Origin of the sequence: Micromonospora sp. MW-13, from assembly GCF_003434305.1 — a bacterium.
GTDB lineage: Bacteria > Actinomycetota > Actinomycetes > Mycobacteriales > Micromonosporaceae > Micromonospora.
Genome location: NZ_QKKX01000030.1, coordinates 193,512 through 213,112, shown reverse-complemented (window position 1 = coordinate 213,112; position 19,601 = coordinate 193,512). Strand labels below are relative to the sequence as shown.

The 19,601-nt window shown below is 76.6% G+C and carries 13 protein-coding genes; 4 read left to right on the top strand and 9 right to left on the bottom strand.

The annotated features are described in order from the left end of the window. Positions 1-149: biotin/lipoyl-containing protein (locus tag C5N14_RS16575; RefSeq protein WP_305792066.1), on the bottom strand; the 149-nt coding region annotated here is incomplete at its 3' end. 73 nt (positions 150-222) lie between these two features. Next, complete coding sequence (lpdA, locus tag C5N14_RS16570; RefSeq protein ID WP_117668974.1) at positions 223-1,614, bottom strand: dihydrolipoyl dehydrogenase; 1,392 nt, start codon at positions 1,612-1,614, stop codon at positions 223-225. Positions 1,615-1,791: 177 nt separating this feature from the next. Here lpdA and C5N14_RS16565 point away from each other — a divergent pair, with 177 nt between their 5' ends. Continuing rightward, entirely contained in the window at positions 1,792-2,121 is a 330-nt protein-coding gene (locus C5N14_RS16565; protein ID WP_117668973.1) for a hypothetical protein, read from the top strand. A 105-nt stretch (positions 2,122-2,226) separates the two neighbouring features. Here the strand turns inward: C5N14_RS16565 and C5N14_RS16560 are convergent, their stop codons facing one another. Next, complete coding sequence (locus tag C5N14_RS16560) at positions 2,227-3,798, bottom strand: leucyl aminopeptidase (RefSeq protein ID WP_117668972.1); 1,572 nt, start codon at positions 3,796-3,798, stop codon at positions 2,227-2,229. A gap of 163 nt (positions 3,799-3,961) precedes the next feature. Here C5N14_RS16560 and gcvT point away from each other — a divergent pair, with 163 nt between their 5' ends. Next, complete coding sequence (gcvT, locus tag C5N14_RS16555) at positions 3,962-5,092, top strand: glycine cleavage system aminomethyltransferase GcvT (RefSeq protein WP_117668971.1); 1,131 nt, start codon at positions 3,962-3,964, stop codon at positions 5,090-5,092. An 89-nt stretch (positions 5,093-5,181) separates the two neighbouring features. On the opposite strand, the gene C5N14_RS16550 is transcribed toward gcvT, so the two are convergent. From C5N14_RS16550 to C5N14_RS34205, 4 genes are all read right to left on the bottom strand, one after another. After that, positions 5,182-6,468 (bottom strand): DUF2314 domain-containing protein, encoded by a 1,287-nt coding sequence (locus C5N14_RS16550; RefSeq protein WP_117668970.1) that lies wholly within the window; start codon positions 6,466-6,468, stop codon positions 5,182-5,184. A gap of 64 nt (positions 6,469-6,532) precedes the next feature. Beyond that, positions 6,533-7,342 carry an adenosylcobinamide-GDP ribazoletransferase gene (locus C5N14_RS16545; RefSeq protein ID WP_207892764.1) on the bottom strand — a complete coding sequence of 270 codons (810 nt, stop codon included), beginning with the start codon at positions 7,340-7,342 and terminating at the stop codon, positions 6,533-6,535. Then, positions 7,332-9,317 carry a bifunctional adenosylcobinamide kinase/adenosylcobinamide-phosphate guanylyltransferase gene (locus C5N14_RS16540; RefSeq protein ID WP_117668968.1) on the bottom strand — a complete coding sequence of 662 codons (1,986 nt, stop codon included), beginning with the start codon at positions 9,315-9,317 and terminating at the stop codon, positions 7,332-7,334. The genes C5N14_RS16545 and C5N14_RS16540 overlap by 11 nt, the downstream gene beginning before the upstream one ends. Before the next feature lie 130 nt (positions 9,318-9,447). Beyond that, the gene (locus C5N14_RS34205; RefSeq protein ID WP_371685854.1) at positions 9,448-11,511 is read right to left on the bottom strand and encodes a protein kinase; all 2,064 of its coding nucleotides are present in this window, start codon (positions 11,509-11,511) and stop codon (positions 9,448-9,450) included. 153 nt (positions 11,512-11,664) lie between these two features. On the opposite strand from C5N14_RS34205, the gene C5N14_RS16530 reads away from it, so the two are divergent. Both C5N14_RS16530 and C5N14_RS16525 read left to right on the top strand, forming a co-directional pair. After that, complete coding sequence (locus tag C5N14_RS16530) at positions 11,665-11,865, top strand: hypothetical protein (protein WP_117669006.1); 201 nt, start codon at positions 11,665-11,667, stop codon at positions 11,863-11,865. After that, positions 11,865-12,665 carry a site-2 protease family protein gene (locus C5N14_RS16525; RefSeq protein ID WP_117668967.1) on the top strand — a complete coding sequence of 267 codons (801 nt, stop codon included), beginning with the start codon at positions 11,865-11,867 and terminating at the stop codon, positions 12,663-12,665. The genes C5N14_RS16530 and C5N14_RS16525 overlap by 1 nt, the downstream gene beginning before the upstream one ends. A 64-nt stretch (positions 12,666-12,729) precedes the next feature. Here C5N14_RS16525 and C5N14_RS16520 read toward each other — a convergent pair whose 3' ends face one another. Further along, a complete protein-coding gene (locus tag C5N14_RS16520) occupies positions 12,730-13,728 on the bottom strand; it encodes an aldo/keto reductase family protein (protein WP_117668966.1) in 999 nt (332 codons plus the stop codon). A gap of 61 nt (positions 13,729-13,789) precedes the next feature. Further along, positions 13,790-19,450, bottom strand: a complete 5,661-nt coding sequence (locus C5N14_RS33190) for a WG repeat-containing protein (RefSeq protein WP_243639665.1) — start codon at positions 19,448-19,450, stop codon at positions 13,790-13,792. Between the last annotated feature and the right edge of the window lie 151 nt (positions 19,451-19,601).

The window sequence follows — 19,601 nt, the reverse complement described above, 5'->3', positions numbered from 1 at the left end:
GACGGGATCTCGGTGTCGACCTTGTCGGTCGAGACCTCGAGCAGCGGCTCGTCGACCTCGACGGTGTCGCCCTCCTGCTTGAGCCAGCGGGTGACGGTGCCCTCGGTGACGCTCTCGCCGAGCCGAGGCATGGTGACCGATACCGGCATGTTCTAAGACTCCTTCATTCCCCTGGTGCGATCTCGCCCGTCTGCCGCCGGACGCCGCGGAATCAGTTCTCGATCAGGCGTGCGCGTGCAGCGGCTTGCCGGCGAGGGCGAGGTGCGCCTCGCCCAGGGCCTCGTTCTGGGTCGGGTGGGCGTGCACGAGCTGCGCCACCTCGGCCGGGTACGCCTCCCAGTTGTAGATGAGCTGCGCCTCGCCGACCAGCTCGCCGACCCGGGCGCCGACCATGTGCACGCCGACCACCGGGCCGTCCTCGACCCGCACCAGCTTCACGAAGCCGGCGGTCTTGAGGATCTGGCTCTTGCCGTTGCCGCCCAGGTTGTAGTTGTACGTCTTGACCTTGTCGGCGCCGTACTGCTCCTTGGCCTTGGCCTCGGTGAGGCCGACCGACGCCAGCTCCGGGTCGCAGTAGGTGACGCGCGGGATGCCGGCCTCGTCGATCACGGCCGGGTTCTGGCCGGCGATCTCCTCGGCGACGAAGATGCCCTGCTGGAAGCCGCGGTGGGCGAGCTGGAGCCCGGGCACGATGTCGCCGACGGCGTACACGTTCGGCACGCCGGTGCGCAGCCGCTCGTCGGTCAGCACGTAGCCGCGGTCGGTCCTCACGCCCTGCTCCTCGTACCCGAGGCCGGCGGTGTTCGGGCCGCGACCCACGGCGACCAGCAGCAGCTCGGCCTCGACGGTCTCGCCGCCGGCGATGGTGACCTTGACGCCGCTGGCGGTCTTCTCGACCTTCTCGAACGGCTTGCCGACCTTGAAGTTGATCTTCCGCTTGCGGAAGGCCCGCTCCAGCGCCTTCGACGACTCCTCGTCCTCGGCGGCGACCAGCCGGGGCAGCGCCTCGACGATCGTCACGTCCACGCCGAAGGACTTCCACACGCTGGCGAACTCGACGCCGATCACGCCGCCGCCGAGCACGATCGCGGAGGAGGGGATCCGGTCCAGGGTCAGCGCGTGGTCGCTGGTGATGATCTTCTCACCGTCGACGTCCAGGCCGGGCAGGCTCTTCGCGTACGAGCCGGAGGCCAGCACGACGTTGCGGCCGGTGTACCGCCTGCCGTCGACCTCGACGGCGTTCGGGGCGACCAGCTTGCCGTGGCCCTCGACGATGGTGATCGACTTGTTGCCCTTCAGCATGCCCTGCAGGCCCTTGTAGAGCCGGGAGACCACGCCGTCCTTGTACGAGTTGACCGCCGCGATGTCGATGCCGACCAGCTCGGCCTTCACGCCGAACTGCTCCGACTCGCGGGTCTGGTCGGCGATCTCGGCGGCGTGCAGCAGGGCCTTCGTCGGGATGCAGCCGTTGTGCAGGCAGGTCCCGCCGAGCTTGCCCTTCTCGACCAGCGCGACGGTCAGACCCAGCTGGACGGCGCGCAGTGCGGTCGCGTAGCCGCCGCTGCCACCTCCGAGGATGACGATGTCGAAGGTTGCGTCGTTCGGCTCGCTCACGTCCAACTCCCAGTTCGCGTCACTGCATCGGGGGTCACGGCAGGGTGGCACGGACAGACCCCACCTCGGTCATCTTGTCACCACCACGCATCGGACGCGTACTGAGGTGCCCAACGACACGTCCCCGACACGTACGCTTGGCACCGGTTTCGATGACGGATCTGGGGGAGACGGTCGGTGGCGCTGTTCCGACGACGCAAGCAGGCGCGCCCGGCGGGCCGGGACCGTCCCGCGGACCGGGGTGATCTCGATCATCTCGAGAACTTCGTCCGGACCCGGCGGGGCGTCGAGGCGTACATCGAACCGCGGACCACCGTCACCGAGACCACGGTGATCCTGATCGCCGACGACGGGGAGTGGACCCGCCGGCGCATCGACGGCCCCGAGGGGGCCCGCCGCTTCGCCCACAAGCTGGCCATCCCGGTCTACGACGTGCGCCTGATGGGCTACCCGCAGCGCATGCGCGACTACAACGAGCGCCGCAAGCGCCGCCCCCACCACCCCTGACCCCCGCAGCCCCTGCGGGCCCCTCTTTCACGGAAAGAGCGGCCATCCCGCGCGGAATGGCCACTCTTTCCGTGAAAGTGCGCGTCTCTACGTGTGCGCGGGGGGTCAGCCGTTGGTGGCGACGTCCTCGACCAGGTGGACCAGGGTACGGACCGGGACGCCGGTGCCGCCCTTGGTCCAGTAGCCGGTCGGCTCGCCCGAGTGGTAGCTGGGGCCGGCGATGTCGATGTGCGCCCAGGCCACCTCGTCGGTGACGAACTCGCGCAGGAACACCCCGCCCTGCAACATGTGCCCGGCCCGGTCCATGCCGGCGTTGACCTGCGAGATGTCGGCGACGTCGGAGTCCATGCCCTTGCGCACGTCGTCCGGCAGCGGCATCGGCCAGGCCGGCTCGCCGACGGCGTCGCCGGCCACCCGGACCCGCTCGCACAGCTCCGGGGTGCCCATCACGCCGGCGATCCGCTTGCCCAGCGCGATCACCTGGCCGCCGGTCAGGGTGGAGGTCTCGAACAGGTAGTCGGCGCCGTCCTCGCAGGCCCGGGCGAGGGCGTCGGCCAGGACCATCCGGCCCTCGGCGTCAGTGTTGAGCACCTCCACCTTCTTGCCGTTGTACATGGTGATCACGTCGCCCGGCCGGTAGCTCGTGCCCGACGGCATGTTCTCGGCCATCGGCAGGTACCCCGTCACCGCGACCGGCGGCTTGAGCGCGGCGATCGCCAGCATGGCCGCGCCGACCGCCGCCGCGCCGCCCATGTCGGACTTCATCTCCCACATGCCCTGCGCCGGCTTGATCGAGATGCCGCCGGTGTCGAAGGTGATGCCCTTGCCGACCAGCGCCACCCGCTTGCCGGTGCCGCCGCCCTCGGGCGTGTAGGTCAGCTTGACCAGGCGCGGCGGGGCCTCGGAGCCCTGGCCGACGGCGATGATGCCGCCGTAGCCGCCGGCCGCCAGGGCCGCCTCGTCGAGCACCTCGACGCCCAGCCCGGCCGCCCGCGCGGCCTCGGCCACCGCGTCGGCGAACGCCGGCGGACGCAACATGTTCGGTGCGGTGTTCACCCAGTCCCGGGTGAGCCGGACCGCGCCGGCCACCGCCTGCGCCCGCTCGACCTCCGCCCGGGCGGTCGCGTCGCCGGCCTCCGGGACGGCGATCAGCACCTCGGCCACCGGCTCCCGCCGGGCCGGCTGCGGCCGGGTCTTGTACCCGGCGAAGCGGTACGAGCCGAGCAGCGCGCCCTCGGCGACCGCGCGCAGCGCGGCGGGGGCGTCGGCGTCGTCGGGCAGCGGCAGGGTCAGCGCCACCCGGCGCGCCCCGGCCAGGGCCCGGACCACCGAGCCGGCGGCCCGGCGCAGCGTCTCCGGCGCCGGGGCGGCGCCGGTCGGCTCCGCGCCGAGCCCGACCGCGGCGACGACCGGGGCGGTGACGGTGCCCAGGGTGGCCAGCTTGATCACCTCGCCCGGGGCGCCGGTCGCGCCGAGCAACGCCAGCGTCTCGGTCAGCTTGCCGTCGAAGGCGGCGGCGATGCTCTCGGCGCCGCTGGCGAGCAGCAGCGCGCCGGCCGGACCGCTGGCGGCGTCCTGCTCTGCGGTCTGACTGTGCAGGCCGATCACGATCGCGTCGACGGCGAGTTCGGCGGGGTCGGTGTCGACCAGGCTGATGGTGGTGCTGGACGATGTCACTGAAGCTACTCCGGGCGGGCCGGGCCGGCCGCGTCGTCGCGTACCGGCGATGAAGGTCTCCGGCGGCAACCTACCCGCCGGACGATTGGCTGTCCCACCGAACTGCTCCGGCGGGGTCCCGCCGATGCTAACCAGCCGTTCAGACACCGGTAAGTTGCCACCCATGACCGACGTGACCTCCGACGCCGCCGCGACCCGGCTGCGCCGTTCCCCGTTGCACGGGCGGCACACCGCCCTCGGCGCCAAGTTCGCCCCGTTCGGGGGCTGGGAGATGCCGCTGGAGTACGCCGGCGGCGGGGTGCTCAAGGAGCACACGGCGGTCCGCGCCGGGGTCGGGGTGTTCGACGTGTCGCACCTGGGCAAGGCCCGGGTGGTCGGGCCCGGGGCGGCGGACTTCGTCAACGCCTGCCTCAGCAACGACCTCGGCCGGATCGGCCCCGGCCAGGCGCAGTACACGCTCTGCTGCGACGACGCGACGGGCGGCGTGGTCGACGACATCATCGCCTACCTGCACGCCGAGGACCACGTCTTCCTGGTCCCGAACGCCGCGAACACCGCCGAGGTGGTACGCCGGCTGCGTGCCGCCGCCCCGGAGTCGCTGGTCGTCACCGACGAGCACGAGGCGTACGCGGTGCTGGCCGTGCAGGGGCCGCGCTCGACGGAGCTGCTCGGCGCGCTGGGCCTGCCCACCGACCACGGCTACATGAGCTTCCGCCCGGCCACCCTGGCCGGCGCCGACCTGGTGGTCTGCCGCACCGGCTACACGGGCGAGCTGGGCTACGAGCTGGTGGTGCCGGCCGAGCACGCCGTCCCGGTCTGGGACGCGATCTTCGCCGCCGGCCAGGCGTACGAGCTTCGGGCCTGCGGGTTGGCGGCCCGGGATACCCTGCGCACCGAGATGGGGTACCCGCTGCACGGGCAGGACCTGTCGCCGGAGATCACCCCGGTGCAGGCGCGCTCGGGCTGGGCGGTCGGCTGGGACAAGCCGGCGTTCTGGGGGCGCGACGCGCTGCGCGCCGAGAAGGCCGCCGGCCCGGCGCGCACGCTGCGCGGCCTGGTGGCGGTCGACCGGGCCATCCCGCGCCCCGGCATGCCGGTGTACGCCGGCGACACGCGGGTCGGCACGGTGACCAGCGGCACCTTCTCGCCGACCCGCAAGCAGGGCATCGCCCTGGCCCTGCTCGACACGTCCGCCGCCCTCGCCGACGGCGACACGGTCGAGGTGGACATCCGGGGCCGCCGGGCCCCCATGCGCCTCACCCGCCCCCCGTTCGTCACCCCCTCGGTCCGCTGACCCACCCCACCCCTCACCCCACCCCCACCCGGCCTCGGGCCCGGTCCAGCCCCGTTGGGCGAGGAAGGGGGTGGGATGGGGTGGGTGGGTTAGGCGGGGGGGTCGCCGGCGTCGAGGACTGCTTGGGTCCAGCCGCCCTCGACGACGCCGGTGCCGTCGAGCACCGCCCAGTCGACGACGTCCGCCGCCTCGATCGCCACGGGGGAGCCGATGCGGACCGTGGGGTCGGTGTCGGCGTCGGTGGCGCTGGCCCCGACGATCCGCTCCGGGGACTCCCACGAGGTCACCCCGGCCCAGACGTACTCCGGGCCCTCGTCGCCCGGCAGGCCGTACTTGACCACGAGCTGTGACTCGCCGGGCAGCCGGCCGGCCAGGAACCGGGCCCGGACGTCGTCCAGGCCGGCCCGGGCGGTGGCGATCGCCGTGCTCATCGCGTCGCCCCGGCGGGCGTAGCGCTTGTCCGGCTGGATGCCGTTGAACAGGGTGGCGCAGGCCGCCGCGAAGTACTTTCCGGCCGGCCCCGGGTGCCCCGGCGGCGGGCGCAGGCTCAGGAACGAGTCGGCCTCCGGGTCCGTGGCCGGGTCCAGCTCCAGCCGCAGTAGCACCGGCGCGGTAGCCCCGTGCTGCTCCGGATTGCCGTACGCCACCGCGATGTCGTGCCCGGTGATCGTGGCGAGCACCGGAAGCTGCACGAACGCCGGCACCTCCTCGCCGGCCAGCGCGTCGGTCCAGTCCCGCAGCAGCCGGCGGGCCGCTCCGGTCAGCACCGCGCCCCAGGCCCGGGTGAGGTGGTCGGGCACCCCCTGGGTCTGCAACTCCATCAGCCCGAACCGGCGCAACCCCTTGGTGGTGAACCACAGCCCGTCGGCGTCCGAGGAGTACGGCACCAGCACCCAGTCGACGAGCCGGATCCGGCCCTGCTCGTCGGGCAGCGAACGCAGCGCCGCCGCCGGGCCGAGGAACTGGAGGCCGAAGACGTCCACCACGTCGCCGTCGACGGTCTCGGCGACCGCGGCGGCGACCGCCCGGGCCGCCCACTCGTGCGCGGGCGGCCAGCCCGGCCGGTACTCCGCCTGCACGACCACCAGGTGGGTGGCCGCGGCGAGCCGGTCGAGCTGCGCCCCGGTCGCCCCGAACGCGGTGAGCAGGTCCGGCGGCAGCGCGGGGAACTCGGCGATCGACCGGGTGTCCACGCTCATCAGCGGGCTGTCCAGCATCTGGGTGGCCAGCCCGTGCACCGGCTCGGCGAGCCGGCCGGCCAGCGCCCGCACGGCGGTCTTCGCGCTGACCCTCGGCAGCCCCGTCATCGGCACCAGGTAGGTGGCGCTGAGCGACTCGGGGACCGGGACGGGCAGGAAGTCGTCGGTGATGAGCATGTGGGTCCCCCGTCTCCCCGCGCCGGCCTGTCGCCCGAAACGCTACCCGGCCGGCGTGCCCGGATCAGCGGGTCAGCACCAGACCCAGGTAGACCAGCGTGGTGACCAGTTCCACGGCGGCGCCGAGCACGTCGCCGGTGATCCCGCCGAGGCGGCGTACCACGTGGCGCAGCAGCGGGACCGCGACGGCGCCGGCGGCGAGCACGACGAGCGGCCCCTGCCACGGGCGGCCTGGCACGGCGGCGATCGAGACGGCCACGACGGCGGCCGTGCCGAGCGCCGCCGCGACCGGGCCGACGGTGCCGGCGACCAGCGCGCCCAGCCCGTCCGGCCGGGCCGCCGGCACGCCGCGGCGGCAGGCCAGGGTGACCCCGAGCCGACCGGCCGCCGTCGCCGTCACCACCGCCGCGAGCGCCGCCGGCCACGACCGGCCCGCCAGCTCCGCGAGCGCCGCCGCCTGCACCAGCAGTACGACCACCAGCGCGGCCACCCCGAACGGGCCGACGTCCGGCTTCTTCATGATCTCCAACGCCGCCGACCCCCGCCGGTACGACCCGAGCGCGTCCACGGTGTCGGCCAGCCCGTCCAGGTGCAGCCCCCGGGTGAGCAGGGCGCCCGCCGCGACCGTCACCCCCGCCGCGACCAGCGGCGCGGCGGCGGCGGCGAGGAGCAGCAGGGTCCCGGCCAGCACCGCTCCGAGCAGCGCGCCGACCGCCGGGGCCAGCGCCATCGCGATACCCGCCGTGGCCCGGTCCACCCGACCGGCGCGCACCGGCAGGACGCTGAACGTGGTGAGCGCGAGCCGGACGCCGTCGGCGAGACCTCGCCCGGCCCGCCGGTCGGTCCCGGACCGTTCGTCGGGTTCAGCCGGCACGCCAGCCGGCCGGGTCCGGCTGGGCCGGCTCGTCCGGCCCGGTGGTGGCCGGCCCGGGGCCGGCCGGCTCCGGCTCGCGGAAGTCGGGCTCGCCGGCGTCCGGGTCCGCATCAGCACCGCGGTCCGCCCCGCCGTCGCCCGCCCCGCCGTCGCCCGCCTCGTCGCCGTCCTGCCCGCCGTCGCCGCCGGGCCCCGGGCGGGTGGGCAGCGCGGCGGCCAGCGACAGCACCGAGCGCAACAGCGGCAGGGCGGTCAGCGCGTTGGCGCCCTCGCCCAGGTCGAGGCGCAGGTCCAGCAGCGGGGTCAGGCCCAGCACGTCGGCGGCGAGCCGGACCGCCGGGTGGCCGCCGCAGTCGGCGAGCAGGCACCAGTGCCGGGCCTGCCCGGCCAGGTCCCGGCTGACCATGCCGGCGGCCAGGCCGACCGGGCCGTCCAGCAGCACCGGGATCCGGCGGGCGGTCGCGCCGAGCAGCACGCCGGTCGCCACCGCGATGTCGCCGCCGCCCAGCTCGGCCAGGATGTCCTTGGCGTCCCGGGGGGACCGCCGGGTCCGGTGCATCGCGTCCCGGACCGCCGCGCAGCGCCGCATCCAGGCCGCGTCGTCGATCTCGCCGCTCGCCGTCACCACCCGGCCGAGCACGGCCGGCGGCTCCGCGCCGGCGGTCGCCGCGAGCACCGCCGCCGCGGCGGCGTCGGCACCCGCGCCGCACGCCGCCAGCACGAGCAGCCGTACGCCCGCGTCGGCGGCCCCCTCGGCCAGCCGCCAGCCGTACCGCAGGGCCTTCTCCACCGCCTCGTGGTCCAGCGCGGGCGCGTCCTCCATCGGCCCGGCGCTCGGCGCGTCCACCACCTGGAGGCCGGCGCCGCTGTCGGCGGCCAGCCGGGCCAGCACGCCCCGGCCGGCGCGGGCCTGCGCGGCCAGCCGGGCCGACTCGCCGGGCACGGACCCGGCGGCGGCGTTCCCGGCGTGGTCGCCGTGCAGCAGCAGCACCCGCACGTTGTCCCAGGGCGTCGGGGTGGCGGTGCCCTGGGTGGCGGCGGCGAAGCCGACGACCCGTTCCAGCACGCCCAGCCCGGAACCGGGCACGTCCAGGGTGGCGAGCCGTTGCACCGCCTGCGGCCCGGCGTACTCGTCGGGCATGGGCAGCTCCATGCCGGCCTGGATGACCAGGCCCGTGGTGACCATCGGCAGCGCCATGGTCGGTGCCGACCACGGCGCGCCGGCCGGCTCCGGCGGGGCGGCCGGGGTGAGCACGTCCGGCAGCGCGGCCTCCCGCTCGCCGCCGTCGGGCCGGGCGGTGGCCGGCTCCGACCGCGTGGACGCGTCGCCGGTCGCCGGCACCGGCGCGGCCCGGCCGGTGACCTGCCCGGCCGGCGTGCCCTGGCCCTGCCCGGCCTGCGTCGGGACGGTGGCGGTGCGCGGGACGGCGGCGGGCTTCAACCAGCACGCCTGGCCGGCGACCACCAGGACCACCGCGTCGCACGCGTCGGCGACCGCCCGGTTGGCCGCCCCGAGGGCGTCGGTGAACGCCCGGCCCAGCGGGGTGGTCGGCACCAGCGACAGCCCCACCTCGGGACTGACCAGCACCACCCGTGCCGGGCAGTCACGGACCGCCGCGGCCAGCTCGGCGATGGTCGCCGTGTCGTCCGCCGGCTGGTGGGCCGGGTCGAGCAGCACCGTCACCCAGCCGCCGAGGTCGTCGACGAGCAGCGTGTCGTTCGGCCCGGCCGAGGAGACGACGTCGGCCAGCCGGCGCGGGTCGTCGGCGGTCTCCTCGGTGGTCCAGCTCCCGGGGCGGCGGCTCCGGTGCGCCTCCAGCCGGGCCGCCCACTCGGCGTCCTCCGGGTCGCCGGTCGCCGAGGTCGCCACGTAGCGCACCGTGGGCGAGTCGGCCACCAGCGACTCCGCGAACTCGGACTTGCCGGAGCGGATACCGCCGAGCACCAGGACCGTGTTCCACCCGTCAACGGACATGCCCGTACCTTAAGGCCGCCGGACGCCGCCCCGCCCGCCGGCCCGTACCGGTGACCGGTGGCCGGGCGTCGCCGCCGTCCCGGCCCACCTGCGTCGACCGGTCCCCTGGTGTCGCCGCCGCCGGCCCGGCTCAGCCGCAGTGCTCGAACGGGCTGCCGTAGCCGACCCCGCCGACCGCGCCGCCCCACCGCACGCAGGTCCGGTCGGCGTCGGCCCGCACGGGCCCGGCGTAGTACGCGAAGGAGCCGCTGTCGGTGCTGCGGGCCTTCCCCTTCACCTCCAGGTACGCCGACACGGCCGACTTGACGCCGACGGCGGTGTCCTTGAGCGTGACCACGCAGTTCCGGCCGGTCGAGGTCTGGTAGAGCAGGAACACCCGACCCCGCCGGACCCCGTCGGAGCCGGTGAGGGTGGCCGTGTCGATCACCTGGTACCCGCTGCCGCAGGCCTGCGCCGCCGTGTACGGGTTCGGCTTCGGCTTCGGCGGGGCGGCCGTGGTCGGCGCGGTGGTGGCACTCCCGGCGCCGGAGGGGTGGGGCGTGGCCCCGTCGGCGGCCGAGCGTGTCGGCCGGGCGGAGGCGGTGGGGCGGGCGGACCCGGCCGGCGCGGTCGGGTCGGCGGCCCCGGTCGCGCCGGGCCGGGCCGGGTGCGCCGGACCGGTGCCGTCCGGCGCGGGCGTGGCGGACGCCGAGCCGACGGTCAGCGCCGTCCGCCGTTCCGGCGACGCCGGCTCCCCGGCCGGCCACAGCTTCGTCACGGCGACCACGGCGACCAGCACCGCGACCACCGCGCCGGCGACCCCGGCCAGGGCGAGGCGCCGGCTGCGGCCCGGCCGGCCCGCCGAGTCCTCCCGGGTGGCTGCCGAGCCGGCATCCGCCCAGCCGGGCCCGCCGGTCGCCGGGGCGGGACCCGCCGGGTACGGCCCCGGGCCGCCCGGCCGCAGAGCCCCGTCCGCGGGGCGGGCCGGCGGGCTCGCGGGCCGGGCCGCCGGCCCGACCGGCCACGGGGCCGACCCGCCGGGCAGTGGGGTCGGCGGTTGGTGCGGCGGGGGCGGCGGTTGGATCGGCGGGCCGGGTCGGGCGGCGGGGTCGGTGGGCTGCCGGGCCGGCCCGACGGACCACGGCGCCGGATGCTCCGGGCCGGGCGCCGCCACCGGACCGGCCGCGCCGGGTCCCCGCGCCGGCCGGGCCGGGCCGGGTTCCTCACCCGACGGGACCGCGCCGGCCACTCCCGTCGGATGGGCCGCGCCGGGTTCTCCCGTCGTCCCGGCCGGGCCGGGGACAGCCTCGGCCGGGCCGGGGACAGGGTGGGCCGGGGCGGGGACCGCCCAGGGCGGGCGGGCCGAGACCGGGAAACGGGCAAGGGTCGCGTCGCGGGCCTGCCACGCCGCGTCGGCCAGCTCCGCCGCGCTGGCGTACCGGTCGGCCGGGCGTTTCGCCATCGCCCGCGCGACCAGCTCGACCACCGGCGGCGGGATACCCGGTGGCAGCGGCGCCGGCTCGTCCTGGGCGTGCCGCAGCGCCACCTGCAACGGGTTCTCCCCGTCGAACGGCGGCCGGCCGGCCAGGCAGAAGTAGGCGACCGCGCCGAGGGCGTAGACGTCGGAGGACGCCGACACCGGCTGCCCGGTGGCCTGCTCCGGGGACATGTACGAGGCGGTGCCGAGCACCATGTGCGCGGCGGTGATGCCGGCCGTGCTCCGGGACCGGGCGATGCCGAAGTCGACCAGGACCACCGAGCCGTCCCGCTCGACCAGCAGGTTCCCCGGCTTGACGTCGCGGTGCACGATCCCGCCGGTGTGCGCGGCGTGCAGCGCCTCCGCCGCCTGCGCCACCACCGACATGGTCGACGCCGGGTCCAGCCGCCCGGCGCGGCGCAGCCAGACCACCAGCGGCTCGCCGTCGACGTACTCCATGACCAGGTAGCTCACCCGGCTGCCGTCGTCGAGGGCGGCCTGCCCGACGTCGTGCACGGCGACGATGCCGGGGTGCCGCAGCGCGGCCATCATCCGGGCCTCGGCCTGGAACCGGGTGATGAACTCCGGATCGTCGACCAGCGACGGCAGCAGCACCTTGACCGCCACCTCGCGGTCGAGCAGCGTGTCGGTGCACCGCCAGACGGCCCCCATGCCCCCGGTCGCGACCCGCTCGTCGAGCCGGTACCGGCCGTTGAGCACCATCCCTTGAGTCAGCACCGCGTCACCGTACCGGCGGCGCCGACCCCGGTCACCCACCGGCCGCCGGGGCCGGTGGCGGTCCCCGGGTGGAGCGTCGGGCCGTCCGGCGCCGCGGCCGACTACGCTTGCGGGGTTCGTCCCAGGGACTTCAGCGGCGAGGGGAGACGCGGCATGGCGTGGAGCTGGCGGTACGAGGGCGCGAACGGCGAGTCGACCGAGGGGCCGGCGGAGACGTTCGGGAGCCAGGCGGACGCCGAGTCGTGGATCGGCCAGACCTGGCGGGAGCTCGCGGCGTCCGGCGTCACCTCGGTCGCGCTCGTCGAGGACGACCGGGTGGAGTACCGGATGAGCCTGCAACCCCCGGCCGAGTGATGACGGGGGACCGCCCGGGCGGCGGCGAGCCGCTGGTGCTCGGCGTGCCCCGGGCGGCGTTCCGGCCCAGCCCGGTCTTTCTCGCCCTGGTCGCGCTCTTCGCGGCCAGCGGCGTGATGGCCTGGAACCGGTTCGGCAACGTCCGGTTCGACGTGTTCCTCTTCGTCGTCTCGGGCTGGCTGGTCTCGCTCTGCCTGCACGAGTACGCCCACGCGGTGGTCGCGTACCGGGCCGGGGACCGCAGCGTCGCGCACCGGGGCTACCTGACGCTCAACCCGTTCAAGTACACCCACCCGCTGCTGTCGATCGCGCTGCCGGTGCTGGTGGTGCTGCTCGGCGGCATCGGCCTGCCGGGCGGCGCGGTGTGGGTGGACCGGCACGCCATCCCGGGGCGGCTGCGGCACACCCTGGTCAGCCTGGCCGGCCCGGCCACCAACGTGCTGTTCACCCTGCTGCTGGTGGCCGTGCTGCGGATCGGGTTCGGCGGGGGCGGGTCGGTGGAGTTCTGGGCCGGGCTGGCGCTGCTGGCGTTCCTCCAGCTCACCGCCAGCGTGCTCAACCTGCTGCCGGTGCCCGGCCTGGACGGCGGCAACATGATCCAGCCGTGGCTGAACCCCCAGTGGCGGCGAATGTACGACCTGTTCGCCCCGTTCGGGTTCATCCTGCTCTTCGCGCTGCTGTGGAACCCGCGCATCGGCGGCTGGTTCTTCGACGCGGTCTTCGCCGTGGCGAACCTGCTCGGCCTGCCCCCGTGGCTCTACGCCGTCGGCCTGGAGCTGATCCGCTTCTGGCGCGGCTGACCCGGCGGCTGGGCGCGGCCGATCCGGGTCCGGCCGGCGCGCCCACGCCGGCCGGACCCGAGGGTCACGGCCGCTGGGGCGGGGACTGGGTCTTCGCCGCGTCGCGCTCGACGATCGGGTCGAAGATGTCGTCGATCGCCTTCAGCAGGCCCGCGTCCAGCTGCACGCCGGCCGCCTTGACGTTGTCGTGCACCTGCTCCGGGCGGGACGCGCCGATGATCGCCGAGGAGACGTTCGGGTTCTGCAACACCCAGGCGATGGCGAGTTGCGGCATGGTCAGCCCGGCCTGCTCGGCCAGCGGCTTGAGCTGCTGCACCCGGGTCAGCACGTCGTCGGTGAGGAACTTGGCGATGAAGCTCGCTCCGGACTTCTCGTCGGTGGCGCGGGAGCCGGCCGGCGGCGGCTGGCCCGGCAGGTACTTGCCGGAGAGCGCGCCCTGGGCCATCGGCGACCAGACGATCTGCCCGAGGCCCAGCTCCTCGCTGGTCGGGATGACCTCGGTCTCGATGACCCGCCACAGGATCGAGTACTGCGGCTGGTTGGAGACCAGCGGGACGCGCAGCTCGCGGGCGAGCCGGTGGGCCTGGCGGATCTCCGACGCCGTCCACTCGGAGACGCCGATGTAGTGCGCCTTGCCGGAGTGCACGACGTCGGCGAACGCCTCCATCGTCTCCTCCAGCGGCGTGCTGTGGTCGTACCGGTGGGCCTGGTAGAGGTCCACGTAGTCGGTCTGCAACCGGCGCAGCGAGCCGTTGATCGACTCCATGATGTGCTTGCGGGACAGGCCGCGGTCGTTGCGGCCCGGCCCGGTCGGCCAGTAGACCTTCGTGAAGATCTCCAGGCCCTCGCGACGCTCGCCCTTGAGGGCCCGCCCGAGCACCTCCTCGGCCTTCGTGTTGGCGTACACGTCGGCGGTGTCGAAGGTGGTGATGCCCGTCTCCAGCGCGGCCCGGACGCAGGAGGTCGCCGCGTCCTCCGCGACCTGTGAGCCGTGGGTGATCCAGTTGCCGTACGAGATCTCGCTGACCATCAGGCCCGAGCGGCCTAGGTGTCGGAATTCCATGCTCCGACCCTAGCCCGCTCGGATCATGGTCACCTGACGGCGGGCCGGCGCCCGGCACGGGTCACAGCAGCGGGCTGGTGTCGGCCAGGAGCCGGTCGATCTGCTCCACCACCCGGTCCCGGCTCGGGTGCACCGGGTCGAGCAACGGCTCGCCCCGCCGGTCGAGCGCGCCCCAGCGGCCGGCACCGTCGCCGACCAGGAACGCGACCGGGTGCACGACCAGCGCGGGGTGCGCCGGCGCCACGACCATCCGGCCGGCGCGGTCCACCACCCCGCGTCGGCCGTTCAGCTCCACCACGGCCAGGCCCTCGTCGGTGAAACCGTCGACGTAGCGGCCGTCGGCGAGCGCCGTGGTGAGGCCGTGGTACCGGGTCGGCACGACCACCGCACCGGTCCGGTCGACGGCTCCCCAGCCGCCGTCGGCCCGGACCGCCGCCACGCCACCCCGGAACGGGCGTACGTCGTCGAAGCCCGGCGGGATCGCCACGATGTTGGCCGGGTCGATCGCCATCCAGTTGCCGGCGCCGTCCATCGAGACCCAGGCCAGGCCGTCGGAGAACGAGCCGACCGCGCGGTAGCCGTTGTTCGCCTGGATCAGGGTGCGTCCGGTTTCGTCGATCAGCGCCCACCGGGTGCCCTCCGGGCGGCGTACCCAGGCCAGCCCCTCCCGGAACGGCTGCACCTCGGCGTAGTCGGTGCCGACGGCAAGGTTGCCGTCGGCGTCGGCGTACCCCCACCGGTCCAGGTCCTCGTCGTACGTGGGCACCGGCGGCCGGCCGGGGCGCAGGATCTCGTCCCGGCTGCGCGGGTGCGGGCCGAAGCCGTCCCGGGCGGCCCGCTCGGCGATCGCGTCGAGCGCCACCCGGGTCCGGCCGGTCAGCTCGGCGTCGGCCGCCCGGCGTAGGTCCAGCGCCCGCTCGAAGTGGTGGCACGCCTCGACCAGCCGGCCCTGGTCGTAGCTGCACCGGCCGGCGTGCTCGTGCAGGGCCGCGCGCAGCCGGTCGGGCAGCTCCGTCGAGTTGGCCTCGGCGAACAGCCGGTCGGCCTCGGCGAACTCGCCCCGCCAGCGCAACACGTGGGCCAGCCGCGCCCGCGCCAACGCGGTCCGCCGCAGCTCGCCGGTGGTCTCGGCGTACGTCAGGGCGAGCCGGGCGTCGTCGAGCGCGTCGTCCAGGTCGCCGAGGATCCGGGACGCGACGGCCCGCAGGCTGAGCAGCCGGGCCCGGGACCGGTTGTCCAGGGCGACGGCCAGCTTGGCGGTCAGCGCCTCCCGCACCGCACGCAACCGCTCCGGGTCGTCGGTCTCCTCCCGCAGCGTCCCGGGGTGCAGTCGCCACCGGAACGCCGCGAGGGTCCGCTCCGGGTCGGCCGCCCCGTCGGCCGGGGCGGCGCCCCGCTGGTCCTGCCCGACCCGCGCGCCCGTCCCGGGCACGGGCTCCGACCCGGCCGGCGACACCGGCCGTCCGGGCGGCCCGGAGGCGGGGTACGCCGGCACACCCGACCCGGAATACGCCGGTGGCCCGGAGACCGACTGCGCCGGTATCCCCGAGGCGGGCCGCGCGGGTGGCGCGGACACGGGCCGCGCGGGTGGCGCGGACACGGGGTGTGCGGGTGGCGCGGAGGCGGGGTGTGCGGGTGGCGCGGAGACGGGGCGCGTCGGCTGCTCCGGCGTCGGGGGCGCCGACACCGGTCCTGCCGGAGCCCTGTCCTCCGGCGTGGAGGCCGGTCCCTGCTCCGCCGGCCCGGCAACGGACGAGCCTCCCGCACTGGCCGTCTCGGCCGGCGGGCGGGCCGCGTCGGGGGCCGGCGGCTCGGGGGCCGGCGCCGGCTCGGCGGCCGGCGGTGCGGTCCTGCTCGGCCGGAACCAGGCGTCCGAGTGGTCCGGAGCAGGCGCGGGGGCGCGTGGCGTCTCGGTCGACACCGGGGCGTCGGGGAGGTTCGGTGGCGGTCCGGTCCGCGCTGCGGGGGAGTCGGCCGGCTGCTGGCCGGGCCGCCCCGGTTCCTGCCGGGACCGCGACGTCGGCTCACCCTCCGCCGTCTCCCCGAGATCCTGGACGGCAAGGCTCCCGTGCTCGTCGGCAACGACACGAGGCTCGTCGGGTACGACACGAGGCTCGTCGGGTACGTCGCGTGGTTCGTCCATCCAGACGCGCGGCTCGTCGGGTACGACACGCGACCCGGCGGCGCTGCCGAGAGCGTCGGCGTCCAGTCCGTGTGAGCCCAGTCCGTCCGGGTCCAGTCCGTCCGCGCCGTCGACGTCCGTGCCGGGGTCTTCGACGTCCGCGCCGGGGTCTTCGACGTCCGCCCCGGGGTCTTCGACGTCCGTGCCGACGGCGTCGTCGAGGTCCACGGGGAGGTCGGTGTTCTTGTCAGCGGGCAGCGGAACGTCCGGCGGCTCCGGGAATTCGTCCGGCGCGGCGTCGGCGTCGAGGCCTGGCCGGTCGCTGTTCGCCTCGTCGGGGTCCGTCGAGCTGGCGTCCGGCTCGGCGGTGCGTGGATCGGCGGTGCCCGAACCCGGCTCGACCGGCGGCTCCGGGGTGTCCGGGGCCGGAGGCAGCGGGCCGCGCGACGCCTCGGCGGGGTCCGGCTGACGCGGAACCGACTGTGATCCCGTGTCCTCGGCGGGGCTGTCGTCCTCGGCTGGGCGAGCCGACGACAACTCGCCCGCGTCGGGCGTCCCGACACCGGCGTCCGGCTCTGCGGGACCGGCGTCCGGCTCTGCGGGACCGGCGTCCGGCTCTGCGGTACCGGGGGCCGGGCTGCGGTCGGCGGGTGCTCCGGCGAGGGCCGGAGGGCGATCCGCCCGGGTGCGCGGTACCAACCCGGCAACGTCCACCGGTACGGATTCGTCAGCCACCGCGTCCGTCGGGCCCGCCACCGCCGGCACGTCGACCCCCGGGGCGGATCCCACCAGTGGTTCGTCCCACAGTGCGGGTGCGGGTGCGTGCTCGACCGGCTCGGGGGCCGGCAGGAACTCCAGTCGCAGCCGGGCCGCTGGCGGCCCGGAGACCGGCTCGACCGGCACAGTGGACGCCGCGCCCTCGGGCGGCCCGAAGACGGGCCGTACCGGCGGCCCGGGCTGGCTGGGTGGCCCGGTTACCGGTGCTGCCAGCGGCCCGGACACCGGCGCGACGGACGTCGGGCCCTTGGCCGCCGGGGCGGCGGGTGGCGGGGCAACCGGCTCCACCGGAGGCGCGGAAACGGGTGGCGCGGAAACGGGTGGTGTGGGTACGGGCGGCGCGGAGTCGGACGGTGCGGGAACGGGTGACCCGGAGACGGGTGGCCCGGAGACGGACGGTGCGGGCATGGGTGGCCCGGAGAGCGGCGGGCCGGATCCGGGGACACCCGCAACCGGCACGCCCCGGGCGGGCTGTTCGGGGCCGGCCGTGCCGGGAGCCGGCGGTCCGGCCAGTGGCGGGCCGGAGCTCGGAGGACCCGAGACCGGCCGACCCGGAGCAGACAGTCCGGCCACGGGTGGACCCGAAACCGGCGGACCCGTCACCGACCGGACCGGGATCGGCGGACCCGAAACCGGCCGTCCCGGGGCCGGAGCGCCGGAGGTAGGAGCGCCCGACACCCGCGCGCCCGACACCGGAGCGCCCGACACCGGAGCGCCCGAGACGGGCGCGTCGGTCGTGGACGGGGTGCGTCGCTCGTCGTGCGGTGCGCCGGCGGCCGGCTCGACCGGTGACCGGTGCGGCGCAGCCGGTCGGTGCGGCGGTGGGCCGAACCGGGGCGCGTCGCCGGGCCGCTGTTCGGTGCCCGGGCGTGCGGCCGGCCGGTCCGCGTGGACCGGATCCGGCCCGGGGCGACGGGCGGCCGGCGGGCTGGCCTCGGGGATGGGCCGGACCGGGGTCACGGGCGGGTGCCCGGCGGGCCGCGGGTCGTCGCGGCGCGGCAGCGTGCCCCGGTCGTCATGGCGCGGCGGGGCGAGCCGCCCGTCGTGGGTGGGCGCAGCGGGCCGGTTCTCGTGGGCCGAGGCGTCCCGGTCGACCGGCGTGGGATGCCCGTACCGGTCGGTGCCGGGCCGCGCGTCGGGCCGGCCTTCGACCGGTCCGGCCGGGCGGTGCGGGTCGGCCCGGGCGGGGTCCGCGAACCAGGGGTCCTGACGCATGCCGTCGACCCGTCCTGCGCCGTCGCCGGGCCGTGCGCCGTCGCCCGGCCGTGCCGGGTGGACCGGGTCGGTCGGGCGTGCGTCGGGGCGGGGAGCGTCGCCGGGGCGTCCGGGTGCCGGGCCCGGGTTGGGCCGCAGGGGACCGGGCTCCGGCCAGGGCAGCCCGCCGTCGCGGGCCGCCGCCGGCCGGACGGTCGGGTCGCGGTACGGCTCCGCCCACGAGGCGGCCTCCCGGCTGGCCTCCCGGTACGGTTGCCCGTCCCGCTCGACGGGACGGTGCGGTGCGCCGGGAGCGGGTCGGCCGACGTCCGGCTGGCCGACGCCGGCTCGGCCGGCATCCCGCTGCTCGTGCCCGGGCACCGGTCGGTCGGCGGGGCGCGCGGAGCCGGTGCCGGGCGGCGCCGGTCGGCCGTCGCGGTCCCGGGCCGGGCGGGCCTCCCGATCCGGGCTGGGCCGCCCGGCCCGGCCCGGGGCCGGCCAGCCGTCGCGCTCGAAGCTGGGTCGGCCGTCGCGCTCCTGGCTCGGGCGGCCGTCGTGGTCGACGGCGGGTCGGCCGTCGCGGTCCAGGGTGAACCGGGGACGTTCCGGCCAGCCGGATCGGTCGGGACCGGGCCGGTCGCCGGTCGTCCGGTCGTAGGGGTGGTGCGGGAATTCCTCCGGCTCGGGCAGCCAGCCCGGCTCGTGCCGGTGCGCGGGGGACACCGGCGCCGTCGGCCCGACCGGGGGAGTCCGCCGGCCGGGGCCGGTCGGGTGTCGCTGGTCGTACCGGTCGCCGTGCCAGCCGGCCGCCGGGTCGCGGTCCACCGTCCACTCGGGACGGCGCGGCTCGTGGCGCGCGGGCAGGTCCGGATCGGGCCGCGGCGGGTACGCCTCGACCGGGCCCCGGTCCGCCGGGCGCTGGTCGCGGCGCCACCCGCCGTCGTCGTGGCCCCGGCGGCCGTACCCGTCGTGGTCCGCCGCCGCCGGCCGGCGGTCCTCGCCCCGCCGGCCGTACCCGCGCTCGTCGTGTTCGGTGGTCCCGGCGCCACGCGGGCGCCACGCCTGTTCGCGCTCGTCGTGGCCGTGCCGGCCGGGATCCCGCTCGTCGTGGCCCCGGCGGGGGTACCCGTCCTGGTCGGCCGGGCCCGGGCGGTGGTCGACCCCGCCCCGCCACTGCTGGCCGCCGGGCGCCGGGATCCGTTGCTCGTGCACCGGCGACCGGGTGTCGTAACCGGCAAGGCGATCGTCGACGGGGGCGGCGTGGTCCCGCACCGGGCCGGCCCAGGCCGGGCGGGCGTCGGGCCGGCGCGGCTCGGCCGGGCCCGCGCGGCGGTCGTCCCGGTCGCGTCGGGTCTGGCCGTCCGGGGCGAGGCCCTCCCGGGGGTACGCCCCCTCGCGCCTGCCCGGCGCGGGGCTCACCGGCCCGGGGTCGGGGGCGGGGCTGACCGGCTGCACCCCGGCCCGGCCGACCACGGCGGCCCGGCCGCGGTGCTGGGGCGGCGGGTTCCGCAGGCCGATGTCGCCGGGGTAACGCTGCCCCGGGAACTGCGGCTGCCACTCGGTGGTCGGCTCGAACACCCAGGACGGCTCGGCCGGATCACGCCAGCGGTCGTAGAAGTCGCCGTTCATCGCAAGGCCTCGTCGCCGCCCGCGTGGCAAGCCCCGGTGCCCGGCTCGCGTCGCTCGCTCACGGCGATGTCACCTCGTTGGAAATTGTCGCGCTGGGCGCCCAGCCTGCCGGTAAAGTCGCCCGGTCCGGCACGGTGTGGCTGCGGAAGGA